The 16,988-nt window shown below is 56.0% G+C and carries 14 protein-coding genes and 1 tRNA gene; 5 read left to right on the top strand and 10 right to left on the bottom strand.

The window, feature by feature from the left end:
* Positions 1 to 668 precede the first annotated feature (668 nt).
* Both rpoH and YBN1229_RS00335 read right to left on the bottom strand, forming a co-directional pair.
* The gene (gene rpoH / locus YBN1229_RS00340; protein ID WP_046475271.1) at positions 669 to 1,556 is read right to left on the bottom strand and encodes an RNA polymerase sigma factor RpoH; all 888 of its coding nucleotides are present in this window, start codon (positions 1,554 to 1,556) and stop codon (positions 669 to 671) included.
* A gap of 405 nt (positions 1,557 to 1,961) precedes the next feature.
* Complete coding sequence (locus YBN1229_RS00335) at positions 1,962 to 2,987, bottom strand: RluA family pseudouridine synthase (protein WP_046479738.1); 1,026 nt, start codon at positions 2,985 to 2,987, stop codon at positions 1,962 to 1,964.
* A gap of 157 nt (positions 2,988 to 3,144) precedes the next feature.
* On the opposite strand from YBN1229_RS00335, the gene YBN1229_RS00330 reads away from it, so the two are divergent.
* Positions 3,145 to 3,220: transfer RNA gene (locus tag YBN1229_RS00330), tRNA-Glu, on the top strand.
* A 146-nt stretch (positions 3,221 to 3,366) separates the two neighbouring features.
* On the opposite strand, the gene YBN1229_RS00325 is transcribed toward YBN1229_RS00330, so the two are convergent.
* On the bottom strand, positions 3,367 to 4,065 hold the full coding sequence (locus tag YBN1229_RS00325) for a hypothetical protein (RefSeq protein ID WP_046475269.1): 699 nt from the start codon (positions 4,063 to 4,065) through the stop codon (positions 3,367 to 3,369).
* Between the two features lie 818 nt (positions 4,066 to 4,883).
* Between YBN1229_RS00325 and YBN1229_RS00315 the strand changes: the two genes are divergently transcribed.
* Positions 4,884 to 5,591 (top strand): haloacid dehalogenase type II, encoded by a 708-nt coding sequence (locus YBN1229_RS00315; RefSeq protein ID WP_046475266.1) that lies wholly within the window; start codon positions 4,884 to 4,886, stop codon positions 5,589 to 5,591.
* Here the strand turns inward: YBN1229_RS00315 and YBN1229_RS00310 are convergent.
* A complete protein-coding gene (locus YBN1229_RS00310; RefSeq protein ID WP_046475263.1) occupies positions 5,588 to 6,226 on the bottom strand; it encodes a class I SAM-dependent methyltransferase in 639 nt (212 codons plus the stop codon). The genes YBN1229_RS00315 and YBN1229_RS00310 overlap by 4 nt on opposite strands.
* A 96-nt stretch (positions 6,227 to 6,322) precedes the next feature.
* Between YBN1229_RS00310 and YBN1229_RS00305 the strand changes: the two genes are divergently transcribed.
* The gene (locus YBN1229_RS00305) at positions 6,323 to 7,192 is read left to right on the top strand and encodes a LysR family transcriptional regulator (RefSeq protein WP_244466782.1); all 870 of its coding nucleotides are present in this window, start codon (positions 6,323 to 6,325) and stop codon (positions 7,190 to 7,192) included.
* A 36-nt stretch (positions 7,193 to 7,228) separates the two neighbouring features.
* On the opposite strand, the gene gltS is transcribed toward YBN1229_RS00305, so the two are convergent.
* From gltS to YBN1229_RS00285, 4 genes are all read right to left on the bottom strand, one after another.
* A complete protein-coding gene (gltS, locus tag YBN1229_RS00300) occupies positions 7,229 to 8,428 on the bottom strand; it encodes a sodium/glutamate symporter (RefSeq protein WP_046475258.1) in 1,200 nt (399 codons plus the stop codon).
* Positions 8,429 to 8,689: 261 nt separating this feature from the next.
* Positions 8,690 to 9,148 carry a hypothetical protein gene (locus tag YBN1229_RS00295; protein WP_046475256.1) on the bottom strand — a complete coding sequence of 153 codons (459 nt, stop codon included), beginning with the start codon at positions 9,146 to 9,148 and terminating at the stop codon, positions 8,690 to 8,692.
* 177 nt (positions 9,149 to 9,325) lie between these two features.
* A complete protein-coding gene (locus YBN1229_RS00290) occupies positions 9,326 to 10,549 on the bottom strand; it encodes a YbfB/YjiJ family MFS transporter (RefSeq protein ID WP_046475254.1) in 1,224 nt (407 codons plus the stop codon).
* 275 nt (positions 10,550 to 10,824) lie between these two features.
* Positions 10,825 to 11,337, bottom strand: a complete 513-nt coding sequence (locus YBN1229_RS00285) for a GNAT family N-acetyltransferase (RefSeq protein ID WP_046475250.1) — start codon at positions 11,335 to 11,337, stop codon at positions 10,825 to 10,827.
* Between the two features lie 183 nt (positions 11,338 to 11,520).
* Between YBN1229_RS00285 and YBN1229_RS00280 the strand changes: the two genes are divergently transcribed.
* The gene (locus YBN1229_RS00280; protein WP_046475246.1) at positions 11,521 to 12,930 is read left to right on the top strand and encodes a cytochrome ubiquinol oxidase subunit I; all 1,410 of its coding nucleotides are present in this window, start codon (positions 11,521 to 11,523) and stop codon (positions 12,928 to 12,930) included.
* Positions 12,931 to 12,932: 2 nt separating this feature from the next.
* Positions 12,933 to 13,949: a cytochrome d ubiquinol oxidase subunit II gene (gene cydB / locus YBN1229_RS00275; RefSeq protein ID WP_046475241.1), complete on the top strand. Its 1,017-nt coding sequence runs from the start codon at positions 12,933 to 12,935 to the stop codon at positions 13,947 to 13,949.
* 84 nt (positions 13,950 to 14,033) lie between these two features.
* On the opposite strand, the gene YBN1229_RS00270 is transcribed toward cydB, so the two are convergent.
* Positions 14,034 to 15,605 carry a hypothetical protein gene (locus tag YBN1229_RS00270; RefSeq protein WP_052743574.1) on the bottom strand — a complete coding sequence of 524 codons (1,572 nt, stop codon included), beginning with the start codon at positions 15,603 to 15,605 and terminating at the stop codon, positions 14,034 to 14,036.
* A gap of 171 nt (positions 15,606 to 15,776) precedes the next feature.
* Positions 15,777 to 16,778 (bottom strand): DUF1134 domain-containing protein, encoded by a 1,002-nt coding sequence (locus tag YBN1229_RS19290; RefSeq protein ID WP_052743573.1) that lies wholly within the window; start codon positions 16,776 to 16,778, stop codon positions 15,777 to 15,779.
* Between the last annotated feature and the right edge of the window lie 210 nt (positions 16,779 to 16,988).

Below are 16,988 nucleotides of genomic sequence, written 5' to 3'. Positions count from 1 at the left end.
AATTTATCTGGCCGGCCTACCCTCGCACTGGCTTACCGGCAAGGCTCAGTTAGGCGGGACTTGGAGGGTAATGCGGTTTGAGACGCCAGAGGAGTAACAACCAGTCGAATTCGAGATGACGCGGGTGGATCTGGAAAACTCGTGAAACAAATCTCAGCGGAACCAGACGTGGATGAAGGCGCGTCAGCATGGGCCACTCCATCTTCGTGAAGGTGCCGCGACCGAGGCCCAACCAAGGGCGACCAAACGGCAGCATCGCAGCGCACGCTCCACCCCGCTCAGCCGGGGACGGCTGGCATGGAGACGACTACAATGTCTGAAATTCGGCTGTCGAGGCGATCCAGGATGCGATTGTGAGAAGGCAGTGCCTGTAAGGCTGCCGAACGCTCCCTCGGGTGGGGTCATCCGTACCCACCACGCGCTCGGCAAGTGCCAGCCGGACTTGTGCCGGCCTGTTAACGGCAACAACAAGGGCAATTGCCCCCCTTTTGTCCTTAACGCGCACTCTCGCAGGCGCCACCACACAGCGGTGGCAAGGACTAACTCCTCACGAGTCAACAACTTAAATGATTCGCCCCGTATTTTCATGGGCATTGTGCGGCGCACGCTGATCAACACCGCAGGCGCGTAAAGGCCGCAGCCCTTTTTTATAGGGCCGCGGCAGGCATTTAAGCCTCTTCGCGCTCAGCCTCTAGGGCTGCTTTCTGAACCGCCTTCTGAACCTTCTCGAAGGCACGCACCTCAATCTGTCGAATACGCTCGCGGCTCACGCCAAACTCACCAGACAGATCTTCAAGCGTCGAAGGATCTTCAGCCAATCTCCGGGCCTCGAAAATCCTCCGCTCCCGCTCATTGAGAGTCGAAAGCGCTTCGGACAGATAGTTGCGGCGCATGCCGAGCTCTTCCTGTTCCGCAAGCTGCTCTTCCTGATCCGGAGCATCATCAACGAGCCAATCCTGCCATTCACCCGAATCCGGTTCAGCACGGAGCGGCGCATTGAGAGAAGCATCGCCACCCAGACGCCGATTCATCGAAATGACGTCTTCTTCGGTAACGCCGAGTTTCGTTGCGATCGCCTTCACCTGGTCAGGGCGCAGGTCCCCGTCCTCCAGAGCCTGCAACTGGCTCTTGGCCCGGCGCAGGTTGAAGAAGAGCTTCTTCTGCGCCGCCGTGGTGCCCATTTTCACAAGGCTCCACGAACGCAGGATGTATTCCTGGATCGAAGCACGGATCCACCACATCGCGTAGGTCGCGAGGCGGAACCCGCGATCCGGATCGAAACGCTTCACCGCTTGCATCAAGCCGACGTTGCCTTCGGAGATCACCTCACCGATCGGCAAACCGTAGCCGCGATAGCCCATCGCAATCCGGGCAACTAAGCGAAGGTGCGACGTGACGAGCTTGTGAGCCGCTTCGGAATCTTCATGTTCCTGCCACCGCTTGGCGAGCATGAACTCCTCGTCCGGCTCGAGCATCGGGAATTTGCGGATTTCTTCCATGTACCGGGACAGTCCAACCGATCCGCCGCTGACTGTCGGAAGAGTTTTACTGGCCATCGCGTAACCCCACTTTCCAATGCCCGCCGACCACCATTGTCGGCTCTAGCAAACGTTTCGAAGGCGCCCAGTCCGTTGCAACGGCCTGGAATGTATTTAAGTGCTTATCCAAGCAACGCGCGCCCAGCAATGAACATTGCCGTGTTATTGACGTAACAAGCCGTCACAACTCCTTGAAGTGATACGCAGTTCTTCGCATTCGGTTCCCTCTCAAGAAGTGATCGGACCGATAAGCTAATCTGTAGCTGACGACATCTGCGAGAATTGCCATTTGCCGGTCGAGTAGCGGCCGGGAATGGCTATTCGCCAAATCCCATTTCAGCGGAATTCATTCTAGCACGAACTTCAGCGTCCGTGCACGCACGGTCGCTTAGCCCCAATATTGTTTTAAGCCATGTTCCAGGTTCAGTTTCCGGCTTCCAGGCATTCAACAAGCCGGACCATATCGTCGGGCAAAGGGCTCTCAAATGAGAGCTGTTCGCCGGTAACCGGGTGTTCAAACGCCAATTCTGCGGCGTGTAGAGCTTGTCGCCCCAACCTCTCGAGTGCCGTTCGCGCTGCTGGCCCTAGCCGACGCGCGCTCGCTTTGAAGCCACTACCATAAACCGGATCCCCCAGAACTGGATGCCTGATATGCGCCAAATGCACGCGAATTTGATGTGTGCGGCCTGTTTCGAGCACCAAACGCATCAGCGAAACGAGTTTCGGCGCAGAAGGAGCATCGAACGTCCGCAGAACCTCATAATGGGTCACCGCGTGCCGACCTTCCTCAGGTGCGACAACAGCCATTTTTGTGCGGTTTTGCGGACTGCGGCCCAGATTCGCCTCGATTTGCCCCCGATTGCGATCGGGCTCTCCCCAGGACAACGCGATATAGGAACGGCGTAACCGCCCATCAAGTCCATGAGACACGAACTGCTCAGCCAGACCTTGGTGAGTTGCATCGTCTTTTGCGACCACCAAAAGCCCTGAAGTATCTTTGTCGAGCCGATGCACGATCCCTTGCCGTTCTGGCCCGCCAACAGCAGAGAGACTCTCGCCGCAATGCGCGATAAGCGCATTAACCAGCGTCCCGGAGGAATGTCCGGCTCCAGGATGCACAACGAGTCCGGCCGGTTTGTCTACGACAATGAGATGCGCGTCTTCATAGACGATATTCAGCGCAATGGGCTGAGCACGCGGGGGTTCCGGCACAGCGTCAGGCACTATAATTCTATATGCCTCGTCGGCTTTGATACGCTCACCGGGATTGCTGAGAATCCGTCCACCGGACCAAACCGCTCCCTCCCGCACGAGCGCCTGGATACGCGAGCGGCTGAAGTTTGGAAGCTTCCCCACAAGCCACTTATCGATCCGCTCACCGACGTCTTCGGCTGAAGCGAAAAACTCGCGCACGTCGCTCTCCGCCGTCTTGTCTTCATCCACCTTCACGAATTTCTCTTTCACCTGCGGATACACGTAACGCGCACGCCACGTGAGCCGGATGTTTTTTCAATCATGCGCCAGAACAGAACGCGACGTGTCGATTCTATTTCCTTGATCAGCGAAGCAGCCTAAACTATACGAGCCGTCTGCCAACAGTGCACACGTCCCGTTCGTCTAGTGGCCTAGGACGCCAGCCTCTCACGTTGGAAACACGGGTTCGAGTCCCGTACGGGGCGCCATTGCTGTTGATTTTATTGATTTTTTCTCCGGTGCGGGCCTAAAACACCCTGATTGACACCCGAGTTGGACGTCGGTTTCCCAAGCCTTTGCTACGCTGAAGCGGCTCGCTCGCGGAAGCTGGGGAACGAGGTTCCTGTCCCGAGACCTAAAACGTTATAATATCTTCATAATCTTGAGGCTTTGGACCTTCCAGTTGCTTTGGGTCAGCATCCTTGGACAAACGCGACTGTGCCTCTTCCTTATCCTTTGCGAGGCCAAAAGCTCTCCCGATGCGCTCAAGCGTCTCCGTCCACGGCTCAAGCTCTCTGCTGCCGTCTCCGAGGTAGCCACAAAGTGTCACGTACAATTCTCCGACCGCGTGAAGCGGAGTGCGCATTCTGTCTACTTCTGCCTGAAGCTTGTTGATCAGAGCGTACAGCCGATCCTTCTTCTCAGCAGCAACATCTGCTTTCTCTACAATCTGGCGAAGTTGCGTCAGCAGGTGCGAAATACGCATCTTGGTCGGTTCGTCTAACGCGATACCCCTATTCTTTCCCGAACAGCGGTACATCAATCGCTGTGAGACGTGGGTGGCGTCATCTCTGAATGCTCGGCAAGTTTCGTAGAAATGATCGTTGCCACGCGTGGGCAGTGTCCATGGGTCGGCCAATTCTTCAATCTTATACTCTTGTGCAGCAGCTAGCACAGCCGCCATATAATCGAACTCGTCGTAAGCAGGACCATCATACAACTCGGATTGGGTTCTACTTTCTAGGAGCCGACTGCGTGCAAGTCGTTCCAATTTGTAAAACTTTTCATCGTCGGAACAGTGCTGGAATTGCTCAAGATCCTCTGGCTCAATCATATCGTTTTTTCCTGTGCAATAAATAATGCCCCCACCAAACCAGTGGGGGCATAAACTGAAGGTGCTAATTTGGCTCCGGACCACTCTGTGTCTTAATGAGCAACCGCCACCGGATTGGAAGTGTCCGGTTGCTATGTTGGCGGTGGTTCTGTGGAGGTAGTGGGTTGCCGGCGTTCACAGCCACCTCGTCTCGACAATTGACGCACATATAGATCCCTGAGGATGGCGTGACAGATCCAGGGGCGTATGATTTGTCGAAGGCGGGGTCGTCTACTCTGGTCATTTCGCTAGGGTCTTTATAAAGAGCCATAGCCGTGCTCCTTGTGGAGTTTAAACGACCCGGTCTTGACGGCCCAAGCGAAAATGCGGAACGTGTCGCTGTCCTTACAGGGATTCCCGCTGCCGGGTCATACCGGCGGGATACTATAGGCCACACAGGCGGTGGATGCCTGTGTGGCTTTAATAGTCGACGCAAATATATAATTCAAGAAAACGACTTTTGGGATAACTGACTCAAAGCGCTTGATTTGCGTTTTGCAGATGAGCCATTTGATTCGAGAATAGTCGTTCGCGACCCAATTGTTGTTGTTCGACGCTTCCAATCCCAAAAGTATAACTGAGCCAAGAAAGTCATTACGCTTCGATTGTGAGCGGGAAACATGGATAAGTTCCCGTGCTGGCTTTTCTCACCACGGTTGGATTTGATGTCACCGATGCGCCAGTGCAGGATCTATAGCCCTGAGAGCAATTCGGAAATTCACAAGACATTCTAATCGGAGACCTTCTCCTGCTTGTCGTCCGGCTGCGAAAGATAGCCCATGTCCCACAATGGACCTTCCTCCATTCTCGTATTTGACGTGAATGAAACCCTGCTCGATATCACGACGCTCGAACCTCTGTTTGATCGCGTCTTCGACGACCCGGCGATTTTGAGAGAATGGTTCGCGCAGCTTGTCCTCTACTCCCAGACCATGACCCTGTCGGGCCTGTACACGCCATTTGGCGAATTGGGCGTGGGAGCGCTCTGCATGCTCGCGTCAATTCACGGAAAGACGCTCGTCGACAGCGACATCGATGAACTGAAAGAGCGGATGAACGCGATGCCGGCGCATGCCGATGTCGTGCCAGCGCTAGCACGGCTACGCGATGCAGGATTTCGGCTTGTGACACTGACAAATTCAGCGAGCGCAGCTTCGCCAACACCACTTGAATGTGCAGGTATCGCCGAATTCTTTGAACGCTCCTTCAGCGTCGACGCGGTTCAAAAATTCAAACCAGCCCCCGAAGTCTACCGACTGGTCGCTGAAAAATTGCACGTCGAGCTATCTGACATTTGCCTCATCGCGTGCCATGTCTGGGATACGATTGGTGCGCAGGCTGCTGGCTGTCGTGGCGCCCTCATTACACGCCCTCACAATGCCGTTCTGCCGGCGGCACGAGTGCCGATCCCTGATCTGATTGCGCCAGATCTGAGCGACCTCGCCGATCAAATCATTAAGCGCTGGCAGACTCAGACCACACGCTAACGCTTCCGCGCCACGAGAAACAATCGAGGGTCCTTCCGCCCCGATCCGTGACGGCCACGCTCGATGATTTCAAATCCCGCCGCAGCAACCTCGCGCTCCAACTCCTCCGCTGAGAAAAACGCGACGTAGGGTGCTTTCCCGAAGAGCTGCATGACAGGGACTCCGAAACGAACAATCGAACTCATTTCATTGAGGCACGGCGTCTTCGAGATAAAGAGCCCTCCTGGCTTCAGAATACGATGCACGCTCTTCAACGCGGCTTCGCGCTCATCGAGAAGGTGCAAAACATTGAAGCCCAAAGCCGCGTTGTAGGTCTCATCCGGCCACGGCAGATCATCAGGTGTCGCCACATCGAATGACACATTCGAGACGCCCTCGACCGCAACTTTCTCGCGCGCAATCGCGATCATTTCACTCGAGATATCGGTCGCGGCGATCTGCGCCACGGAAGGAGCAAGCCTGAGCGCCGTCGTCCCGGTTCCGCATCCGAATTCAAAAGCGACATCGGTATCTTTCAGGTAGTCGCGGGTACGCTCGAGCGTCCGGTCGTAGCCTGCCATATCGGAAATCGAACCGGCGGCATATTTGCGCGCAGCACGATCCCAGAAGCGGGCATTGTTAAGGGTACGGAACATGAGCAGCCTCCTGTGAGCCGCCGCTCACTAGCATATGCGTGAAATTTTGAAATTGCGGAAAATTGCAAGTCACATATACAAAAATGCATGAAGACGATGGATTGGAACCGAGCTCAGGCTTTCCTCGCGACCGCAGAAGCTGGATCGCTCTCGGCTGCCGCACGACAGCTCGGACTGACCCAGCCGACCCTGTCCCGCCAGGTTGCCGCCCTCGAAGCTGAACTCGATGCAACGTTGTTCGAAAGGGTCGGCAAGAAACTCGTTCTGACCGAAACCGGCATGGGCCTTCTGGAGCATGCACGCGCCATGGGTGAAGCCGCAAACGCTTTGACCCTCGCTGCCTCCGGGCACACTCAAGCGATCGAAGGCCGCGTCAGCATTTCCGCCAGTGACGCGTACGCCGCTTATATCCTTCCAGACATCGCAGAACGTATTCGCGAGGAAGCCCCGCAGATCACGCTCGTCATCATATCCCGCAACTCATTGAGCGACTTGCGCCGGCGCGAAGCGGATATAGCCATCCGCCACGTACGGCCCGACGAAGACGGTCTTGTCGGCAAACTTGTTCGCGAGAGCACAGCGAACTTTTACGCATCTCAATCTTGGCTTTCACGCAATGAACGCCCCAAATCCATGGCGGACATAGCTCAGTACCTCATCGGGTTCGAAGATACCGAACGCTTCGCCCAATTCATGCGCGGCATCGGCATTCCTGCGACGGAAGACGGATTTCGGCTCGTATCGGAAAACTCGGTCGTCGTCTGGGAAATGGTCAAACGCGGATTGGGAATTAGCGCCATGATGCGCGAGATCGCCGAACGCACCACGGGCATCGTCGAACTATTTCCCGAAACCGAAGCCGCAAAGGTTCCCGTCTGGCTAGTAACCCACCGCGAGCTGCGCACAAGCCGGCGGATCCGGGTCGTCTATGACATCCTGGCCGAGGAACTGACGCGCCTGACGTAAACGTCTTTAGCACGTCGCGACGAGGTCCATGAAGCGCTAGAGACCTGCAAAAAACTGAATCACCATCGCGTTGACCAGATCCACGAAGAAGGCCGACACCAGCGGTAAGATGATGAGCGCGAGCGGCGCCGGTCCATGATGCTTCGTCACCGACGACATGTTTGCGATCGCAGTGGGCGTTGCGCCAAGGGAAAACCCGGCGAAGCCCGCACTCAAAACCGCAGCGGTATAATCGGCTCCGGTGAACCGGTACACGACGAACAAAATAAACACCATCGCGGCCACGACCTGTAGGATCAAAATCCCGACCAAAGGCCCACCCAGACCTGCGAGCGTCCAAAGCTGCATGCTCATAAGCGACATCGCCAGGAATACGGAAAGACAGTAGTCAGAGACGACTGCAAGCGCACGTGTGCCTCCTGGCCATGGCAACGTCGGAAAGAGATACGGAATAGTGTTGGCCATTACGATGGCGACAAGCATGCACGGCACAAAGAGAGGAAGCGTCAAACCAAGGTCAGAGATCCACTGATTTGCTAGGTAGCCGAGCAGCACGGCAACGTGCGCAGCCAGGATAGCGCGCATAAGCTCAATGTGGTCGATATCCGGCTCCCCTGGCCCCGGATCTTCGTCAGGAAGCCCAACAATAAGAGTATCGTTGTCACTCGCCTCAAGCTTGTCCCGCTCAATCAAGTGCTTTGCAAGCGGTCCTCCGATAAGCGCCGCAGCCACAAGTCCGAGCGTAGCCGCAGCGATACCGATTTCCTCGGCCGCAGCGAAACCAGACACGGAGGTGATTGTTGGCCCCCACGCGATAGCGGTGCCGTGTCCCCCGATAAGCGAAGCCGAACCGACAAGCACGCTGACGCTCGCGGGCAGACCAAAAAGGTTCGTGCCCAGGAGACCAACTGCATTCTGGATCAGGATGAATATCACGGTAAGCGCGAGCAAAATCCCGAGAAGGCGACCGCCGGCCAGCAGATCCGAGAAACGCGCATTGAGACCGAGAGTAGCGAAGAAAATCACGAGCAACTGGTCACGCACGATGAGATCGAACGTAATCTGCGTGCCGGAGACCAAGAAGTACACCCACGTGACAAGGGCAGCCATCAAGCCGCCCGCCACGGGTTCGGGAATGTTGTAGTCGCGCAGAAAAGGGACGCGACGCGTCAAGAACGCACCGACAAAAAAGACGATTATACCGCACGTTACGGCCGGAAATGCTGGAATCTGCATGCTACCCGAGAATTCTGTCTCAGCGAATGCGCGCTGCTGACCAACGTCTCAACTTTGAATTCGCAACCTGAGAAACAGCCAGCGCGAATCTGCAGCCCAGACTGCCTCACACGGAAAAAGGGCGGCGATGCTAGGCGCCACCCTTCAATCGAGTTCGTTAGCGCTCTCAGCCCCGTCTCACACCGCTTCCACAATGCAATACTCTAAGCCTCGTTTCCAGCCCTTGGATAAGCGAGATGCTATTCCAAAAATACGAGCCGTTCACTCACAAGAGCACTTTGCTGAAGCTGCGCATGGAGGGGCCGGAGCGGCAACACAGATGCCTTTAGCCGAGCCCTGTCCCTTACACCAAACATCACAGTCGAACTTGTCGGGGTGGCCAACATCATCGCTGTGCGCGTGAACGACATCAACCCCAGGATTGGATTCAACAAGCAGGGTATCCGAGAGGCAAGCTTCGCCGAACATCCTGCCGTTTGGATTCCCGTCCTTATCCGTTCCAACGTGACAGCCTGCGGCACCAGGATTTACTCCGTCAGTATCGGACCAGTAAGTCATCTCGCCCCGCTTCCAATCATCAGGCTTGAAACTGAAAACACCCAAGGCACCCGCCATACCCTTGGCGCCTACAGAGGGGCCATGGCCTTCGTCAGCCATCGCAGAAAAAGCCGTCATCATCGACAAAGCAGACAACATAAAAATCGTGAACAATCGAACCATAGGGGTTTCCCTTAAAAGCGTGGTCACACGCTAACGACAGCTGGAGTTTTCTAAAGCCTCGTCGGACTTGGCATCACAACGTGGGAAGCGGTTTATCACGAACCCCATTTTGTGAAGCTTACATACCCTTTTTATGGAAAAGCAGACATTAAGCTGCCCAATGCAGCCACAACCGTTTTAACGAAATCGTTTCATTAGAACGTTCAAAGCAAAGTCAGCCAGCAACGCCATGACAAGTGCGACGGCGCCACAGAGAAAGATCAGGCTGTAGTTCTCATCGGTATGACTGAACAGAAATGCGTATCCGTAAGCACCAAGAGCCTGAAACAAAGCGTATGCCATAGCCGTACGCCCCCATGCGGTGCGTTGCGCAGCATAATTATGGGGGAAGATCTCACAGACCCGACCGAACACGATCGGCACAATGCCAGGCGTGAAGGCACCCAGAATGACAGCCGTTACACCGATCACCAGCCAATGCTCGCTAAAGGCAAGGAACGCCGCAGCTATGGCCTGTAGTGCTAAGACCACACGGTAAGCTTGCCGAAATCCGATTTCATCCGCGAGGTAGCCACAGACTATTGGTCCTGCTGTCGCGGCCAGCCCATAAGCGACCCAATATACCGATCCGATTTCCGCTCCACGGCCAAGTCCGCGCGCAACATAGTCAACGAGCAGGATCATCGCCGGCACAATGCCGAGGGCATTCAACGCATATTGCGCATAAAGAACACGCAGGGCGATGCGCTCCTTCGCCTTCTCAGCCCCCGTTGCGACCTCCGTGGTGGAAGGGGGAGTAAATGCAGGCCACCCAAACCAACTGATCGCGGTCAGAATGATCGATAAAATGCCCAATCCGATCCAGGTCTCGCGGACTCCAAACTGAAGCAGTGCGGGGATGAGAGTGCCGGACGACGCGATGCCAAGACCTATGCCCAAAAAGATCATGCCACCGGCAAAACCGCGTCTGAGCACTGGAATGTGCGGCAGCACCGTCGTCGCCACCAGCACCATGATGGCGCCACCGGCAAAACCTGAAAGAAAGCGCCATGCGAAAAACCATGACACCGAGAGCGGATAGGCACACCCAAAAAATGCGGCCGTAGCCAATATCATGGACGCCCGCAGCGCGAGCCGGTTGGACAACATCGTGCCCATACCTTTGCCGGCGAAAGCTCCGATCAGGTACCCGGCCAAATTCGCAGCGCCAAGCGCAACGGTTGTGGCAGAGGAAAACCAGTTAGCATCGATGAGTGCAGGAATAAGTGGCGTGTATCCAAACCGGGCAAGACCGATTGAAACGAAATTCGCCGACAAACCGGCAATCGTCGCAAACCAATCCGAACGGCTAAGAGTAGTCCTCGCAACCTCTTGCGGAGAACTCGCGGAATTTTCTGACATGCTGATGAAGCTTTCCCCGTTGTGAGCACGCCCTGGGTTGCCGCTAGAGAAATGTCCAACCGACAAAACCGACTACGTTCGGTCTTGCCTGGAACGATCACTTGTCAAACTGGCGTGCCTCGGACGGCGGAAAGGCAGGAAGTTGGATGTTAGACAAGCTGACACCTCACGCCCAATGACATGAAGCCATACCTATCTGACGAAGCATCATGACGCGCGTTTCGAACAAAACGCACGTGAGTGTTACACCTCACACGGCCAAACACTTTGCGAGATTAGCGCTCGATAACCCATTGAGTAACCGCCTGATGATAGTTCAGCATTCCCGGTACTGTCTTATGCGTCTTGAGATACTTGAATCCAGCGTTCTGCAACGTTCGGTTCGGACCAACATTAAACGCGTTTGGCTCGCAGAAGAGGCTCTTGAGCTTGAGCTTCTCGAAATAGGTATCGACGCTAAGACGAACGCACCCTGAGCCCACACCCCGCTGCCTGAGGTCCGCCTCCGTAATATGCAGATGCATGTTCGCACGCTGCCCAAAAACGATTTTGTCGCAACTTGAAAAGCCAATCGGCCTACCATTCTGCAACCATATCAAAAAGTACCGGGCACGCTCATCCAAGGGCAGCAGGAGATCGGTTTGAAATCGCTCGCGCCACACGTCCGGACTGGGGAGGCGCGTCGGATCGACACCAAGAAGATCCAGATATTCCGGCGTCGATCCGTGAAAATACTCAATGACCAAATCGACTTCTGCCAATGCCATTTCTCTCACGATGATCGACATCCGGTCTCCCTCTAGTTGCATCCGATTTCCAATCCAATCGGGACGCCATAAAGAATTTCAAACACAGGATTAACAATGAAACCCGCCCATCCTAACCACCTCACTATTAGTCATTGATCCGTGACGAATTTGGCGTAGCCTAGGACAGAGAATTCGTCTGCGGCAGACAGATGGGAAGCTCTCATGGAACTCGACGCTCTTTTCCTCGCAAGGCTCCAGTTCGCGTTCACCGTAGCCTTCCACATCATCTTTCCCACCTTCACGATCGGGCTCGCGGCATTTATCGCGACGCTGATGATCCGTTGGCATTGGACGAAGCGCGACTATCTTTACCAACTCGCGCGCTTCTGGACGAAAATCTTCGCCGTGTCCTTCGCGATGGGCGTCGTCTCCGGCATCGTGCTATCCTACCAATTCGGTACAAACTGGAGCGAATTCTCGCACCGGGCCGGCAATATTATTGGCCCCCTGCTCGGCTACGAAGTCCTGACAGCATTTTTCCTTGAAGCAACCTTCCTCGGAATCTTGCTGTTTGGCTGGAATCGCTTTCCGCCGAAACTTCACATCACAGCGGCAATATTGGTCGCAGTGGGGACATCACTCTCTGCCTTCTGGATTCTGGCAGCCAACAGCTGGATGCATACGCCCACCGGCCACGTCATGAAGGACGGGATCGCCTCACCCGTCGACTGGTGGGCGATCATATTCAATCCAAGCTTTCCCTATCGCTTCTCACATATGTTCACCGCGGCCTTCCTCACCACATCGCTCGTCGTGCTCGCGGTCGGCGCGCGCTACCTGATGGCACGCGTCTACATAGAAGAAGCAAAGACCATGATCCGCATGGGGCTTGGCATGGTCGCGATCCTTGCTCCGCTACAGCTCATTATCGGCGACATGCACGGCCTGAACACGCTGGAACATCAGCCGGCAAAAATCGCCGCCATGGAAGCTCACTGGGATGGTTCGAAACCCGGCGCCTTGGTCCTGTTCGCGTTGCCAAATCAGGCCGAGGAGCGCAACGATTACGAAATTTCGATCCCACGAGGCGCAAGCTGGGTTCTTCGCCACGACCCGGATGGCTTGTTTCCGGGTCTGAAGGATTTCAAACCTGAGGATCGCCCCCCCGTCACACCCGTCTTTTTCGCATTCCGCGCCATGGTGGGCATCGGCTTGCTGATGATCGCAATTGGATTTGTAGGTGCTTGGCTCTGGTACAGGGGCCGATTGTTTGAATCGCGCTGGTATCTCGGCTTCGTACAACATTGCTGGCCGCTGGGCTTCATCGCCATTTTGGCTGGCTGGTGGGTCACCGAAACCGGCCGTCAACCCTGGCTCGTACAAGGCATTCTGCGCACCGCGGACGGCGTCTCGCCCATCGGACTAACAACGGTCCTGACGAGCCTTATCCTGTTCGTGCTGGTTTATTCGAGCGTATTCTCCGTAGGCATCTACTACATCAACCGCCTGATCGCGAAAGGTCCGCAACCTTCCATTATCTCGGGAGATGAAACTGCTCCCGGCGTTCCCTCGCGGCCACTCTCAGGCGCCACGGGCGCAGCGCGCGAAGCAACAACTGAATCGGGGCAATAGCTATGGGTGACATGACATATTGGCTACCCGTGGTGTGGGCCGCCATTCTCGTCGTTGCCGTCGCGGCCTACGTCATCCTCGACGGTTTTGACCTCGGCCTCGGAATCCTCTTTCCATTTTATAAGACAGAAGAGCATCGCGACGTGATGATGAACACCGTCGCACCCTTCTGGGATGGAAACGAAACATGGCTGGTTCTCGGCGGTGTAGGAGTGCTCGTCGCATTCCCGATGGCCTACGCCATTATTATGCCTGCGGTATACTTGCCGATCATCATCATGCTGCTCGCCCTGATCTTCCGGGGCGTCGCGTTCGAATTCCGCTGGGTCGCCAAACCCGATCATCATTCTGTATGGGACGTCGCTTTCGCCGGCGGCTCGATCGTCGCCACCTTTGCTCAGGGCGTTGTCTTGGGCGGGATCCTCCAGGGCATCACCGTCGAGAACAATGCTTTTGCGGGCGGCGCTTTAGACTGGCTGCGTCCCTTCCCGATCTTTATCGGCCTTGCCCTGATAGCAGGATACGCGTTGCTGGGAGCCACCTGGCTCTTAATGCGCACCGAGGGGGAAGTCGCGAGCCGCGCACGCGAGCAAGCCAAGGCTTTGCTACCGATCGTACTCGTAGCGATGGGGATCGTGAGCTTGTGGACTCCTTTGGCAACCGAACACGTTGCCGAGGTATGGTTCTCCTGGCCCAACATCCTCTACTTATCGCCTGTTCCCATCCTGACAGCATTCGCAGCATGGATCTGCTGGCGTAGCCTCGTAACGGGCGACGAGCTCACGCCGTTTATAGCGACGATTGCCCTGTTCATGCTCGGGCTTATCGGGTTGGGGATCTCCAACATCCCTTACCTAGTACCACCGTCAATAACCTTCTGGCAGGCGGCTGCACCACCTGAGTCACAAATCTTCACTTTGGTCGGTGTTATGATCATGCTGCCGTTGATCCTCGGCTACACGATCTTCAATTACTGGACATTTCGCGGAAAGGTCCGGCCTGGAGAAGGCTACCACTGAAGGCATAAACGTTGATGAATAAAGCCCACCTTGTTCCAAGGTGGGCTTCCTTAAATTGCGGCATGAGTGAAGCTGTTTGCTCGGTCAGTCTGCGCGGTCGAGGCGGGTAATACGCTCCAAAAGACCGCCCCTTGGACGGTCTCCTTCTGTACCTTCATCCTGCGTTGAGATATCGGACGCTCCGGCAGAGGCAGCATTTGTCTTCGCGCCCTCGTCACCCTGATGATGATCCTCCGCCGAACCATTGTTCCTCGTAATCGAAACCTCAGCCGGTTGACGAGGTATGTTACCGCCCAATGCTTTCAAAAATCCCGAAGCGCGCGACATGTCACCAGAGCTCCTGGATGACCCTTCGCCGCTTGCCTCGCTACTACGATCAGGACTGACACTCAGGCTGCCTATACGGTCACTCAACGACCGACGAGCAGCAGCCTCAGACGTCGATGGTGAAGAAGAGCTAGCCGCACGACGCGTTTCTCCGCCCGCCGATGCACCACGCGCGGCGCCGAGACGCCGCATCTCCTCCGTATAGTGCGCAGCCTGCAACGCTGTGCGTTCATTGGCCGCCGCAATCTCCGACTTGAGTCCCTGGATCTTCTGTTCTTGATCCACCGTTTGCGCTTCAAGCGTGGCAATGCGCGCCTGCATAGCAACCTTACTTTGAGCCAGAGACTTGTGTTCCCTCTCCGCTTCCTGATAGACGGCCAGCCCGGCCCTTAAACGGCCAACCTCAGCAGCTTGATCTTCTGATTTAGCCTTCAGCGCACGGATCTCATCTTCAAACCGTGCACGCTCCTGTTTCCCGGCCTCGGCAGAACTTTTCGACGACCGCAGCGCCGTCTCCGCTTCCTCCAGCTCGTTGCGAAGACGGCTGATCTCCTCCTCCGCGCGGCGGACCTTGACCGGGGTCATATCGGCACCTTCGTCCGATCCTGCACCCATCGCATTACCTGCGCGCGCAAGCAGTCCTTCAAGACGTGTGATCTGAGCGGCCTGATCACGCGTCTTGGCCTTAAGCGCCTCTAGCTCGGTCCGCAGTGCAACCTCGTCCTCGACATCCGACGACTTGCGCATCCCCAGGCCCATGCGACCACGCAGAGAGCGCACGTTCAACGCTGCTGTCAGCCGATGCACCTCATCTCGTGTTTGCGAATTGAGATGCGTTGCGTCCTCAAGTGAGCGAGCTTGCTTCTGGGTTGTCTGCGCAAGCGCGCCAATCTCTCGATCACGTTGCATCAGTAGCTTACGCGCCTCTGCGAGACGCTGCTCGACCTTGGGCAAGCGATCCATGATTGTCTGCTCAAGTACACGCCGTGCATTCTCGTACTCTTCCTGCGAAGTATGGAAGCGTTCAACTTCGCCCTCAAGCCCGCTAATAACGGCATCCCTACGGTTGATCTCAACACGCTGCCGTGCCGAGGCCAGCGTCGCCTTTTCAAGCTTGTACTCGAGCTCATGAATGGTCAGGGCATAGTCCGCACGCAACCGGTCCTTATCGGCGCGAATTTCTGCTTCGGTTAGCGGCATAGCGCGCTTGAGACGATCAACCGCCAGCCGCTCGGTACGGCGCCGATAAGCCGGCACGATCAGCAATCCGATAAGGGCAGCGATCAGAAAGCCGAGCGCGATCAGCATGAACGACTGGATCGATATCACCCGCTCATCCTCGGCTTTTTCTCAACATCAACTTCGTAACGCCTCGGCATCATGAGCGAAGGCACTCCACGTGTTTCCCCGCAACCCACCGGCTACTGGTCCAAATGGGACCGTGTTCCAGTACGACCATACAGCCTCATGTGGAAAGAGGAAATCGCGACGGTCACACCCTTAGAATGGATTCCAAGTCGGCGACCGAGTGTACTTCAGATACCCAATATTCGCACCCAGCCGAAGCCCCACTCCCGCGCGAATAGGCGCCATCGTGACATGCTCATAAGTCTGGAACTGAATACCGACGCCGCCAACCACATAAGCCGACCCCTGTACGCCACCGAAACGATGATAAATATCCGACGGGTCTCTCATGTTGTATACGAGCACCATTGTCTTGGAACCGTCACCACCGAAATCGTAACCGACGGATGGCCCTTGCCAGTAGACTTTGTGAGTTCCCCAACGTCGCGTGTGTAGACGCCCCTCGCCGTAGCGCAAACCAGCAACGAATGCGCCGCCTGCGTCTTCCCCAAGAATATAGCCGTTAGGGCGGCCCGATTGCTTGAATGCATATTCTATGACGTTGGCCAGCCCCTTGCTCACAGAACCAAAAAACTGATGCCCCGCACCAAGAATTTCATTCTGGCTGTAGGTTCCACCACCGTCGTCTTGTGGATAGTTACGGGGAGCACGGTCATCATAAGGCTCGTCGGCATACTGGCCAGGCCCGCTATCGTAGCGACCATTGTCGCGATAATCACGGCCGCCGCTATCGTAACGGCTTGTCCGGCTGCCATAGTCCGGACCATTGTTATACGCACTCCCCGAACCATACCCGCCACCCGATTGTGGAGACTGATATGCATCGTTCGATCGGTAAGTATCGTTCGAGCCGTATGTGTTGTTAGGGCGGTACGCCTCGCCGGATCCATACGACTGGCCGCCGCCATCTCCGGAATACCCGCCCCCGTTTGAATAACTTCGGTTCGACGGTCCCTGAGTCGGCGTGCCATACCGCGAATCAGCCGCGACGGCATCAGGATCGGGTGCCTCTCGATAGACGTCGTACTGGGAACCCGAATAACTATCCTGCGCATCGGCGGCGCCCGCATAAGCGAACGCAAGCGCGAAACCCAATGCTAACGTCGCGAACCGCGCCGTCCAATATCCAAGCATCTTTTTAATCCGATAGATCTGGGTCAATGAGCAATTGAACGCGCGCCGACTTATAGTGAACGACGCAGCCAATAGCGTTAATGAATCTTTGCTCGGAAGTTGTTACCAAAGTGTGGCCGAGCGCGATGCCGGGGGGCCACACCAGCCTGGGTTTCGCCCCCGAGCTACCCTGAAACCGCAGGAACGGACAATTCGCACCCTGCGGAGCCT

The sequence above is a fragment of the Candidatus Filomicrobium marinum genome (assembly GCF_000981545.1).
Taxonomy (GTDB): domain Bacteria; phylum Pseudomonadota; class Alphaproteobacteria; order Rhizobiales; family Hyphomicrobiaceae; genus Filomicrobium; species Filomicrobium insigne.
The sequence above is the reverse complement of the archived record's forward strand: the minus strand, read 5'-3'. Positions and strand labels throughout refer to the sequence as shown.

Coding starts and splice junctions, on each gene's coding strand:
- rpoH (WP_046475271.1), bottom strand. CDS start 1,556: ATGGCCAGTAAAACTCTTCCGACAGTCAGCGGCGGATCGGTTGGACTG.
- YBN1229_RS00325 (WP_046475269.1), bottom strand. CDS start 4,065: ATGATTGAGCCAGAGGATCTTGAGCAATTCCAGCACTGTTCCGACGAT.
- YBN1229_RS00315 (WP_046475266.1), top strand. CDS start 4,884: ATGTCCCACAATGGACCTTCCTCCATTCTCGTATTTGACGTGAATGAA.
- YBN1229_RS00310 (WP_046475263.1), bottom strand. CDS start 6,226: ATGTTCCGTACCCTTAACAATGCCCGCTTCTGGGATCGTGCTGCGCGC.
- YBN1229_RS00305 (WP_244466782.1), top strand. CDS start 6,323: ATGGATTGGAACCGAGCTCAGGCTTTCCTCGCGACCGCAGAAGCTGGA.
- gltS (WP_046475258.1), bottom strand. CDS start 8,428: ATGCAGATTCCAGCATTTCCGGCCGTAACGTGCGGTATAATCGTCTTT.
- YBN1229_RS00295 (WP_046475256.1), bottom strand. CDS start 9,148: ATGGTTCGATTGTTCACGATTTTTATGTTGTCTGCTTTGTCGATGATG.
- YBN1229_RS00290 (WP_046475254.1), bottom strand. CDS start 10,549: ATGTCAGAAAATTCCGCGAGTTCTCCGCAAGAGGTTGCGAGGACTACT.
- YBN1229_RS00285 (WP_046475250.1), bottom strand. CDS start 11,337: ATGTCGATCATCGTGAGAGAAATGGCATTGGCAGAAGTCGATTTGGTC.
- YBN1229_RS00280 (WP_046475246.1), top strand. CDS start 11,521: ATGGAACTCGACGCTCTTTTCCTCGCAAGGCTCCAGTTCGCGTTCACC.
- cydB (WP_046475241.1), top strand. CDS start 12,933: ATGGGTGACATGACATATTGGCTACCCGTGGTGTGGGCCGCCATTCTC.
- YBN1229_RS19290 (WP_052743573.1), bottom strand. CDS start 16,778: ATGCTTGGATATTGGACGGCGCGGTTCGCGACGTTAGCATTGGGTTTC.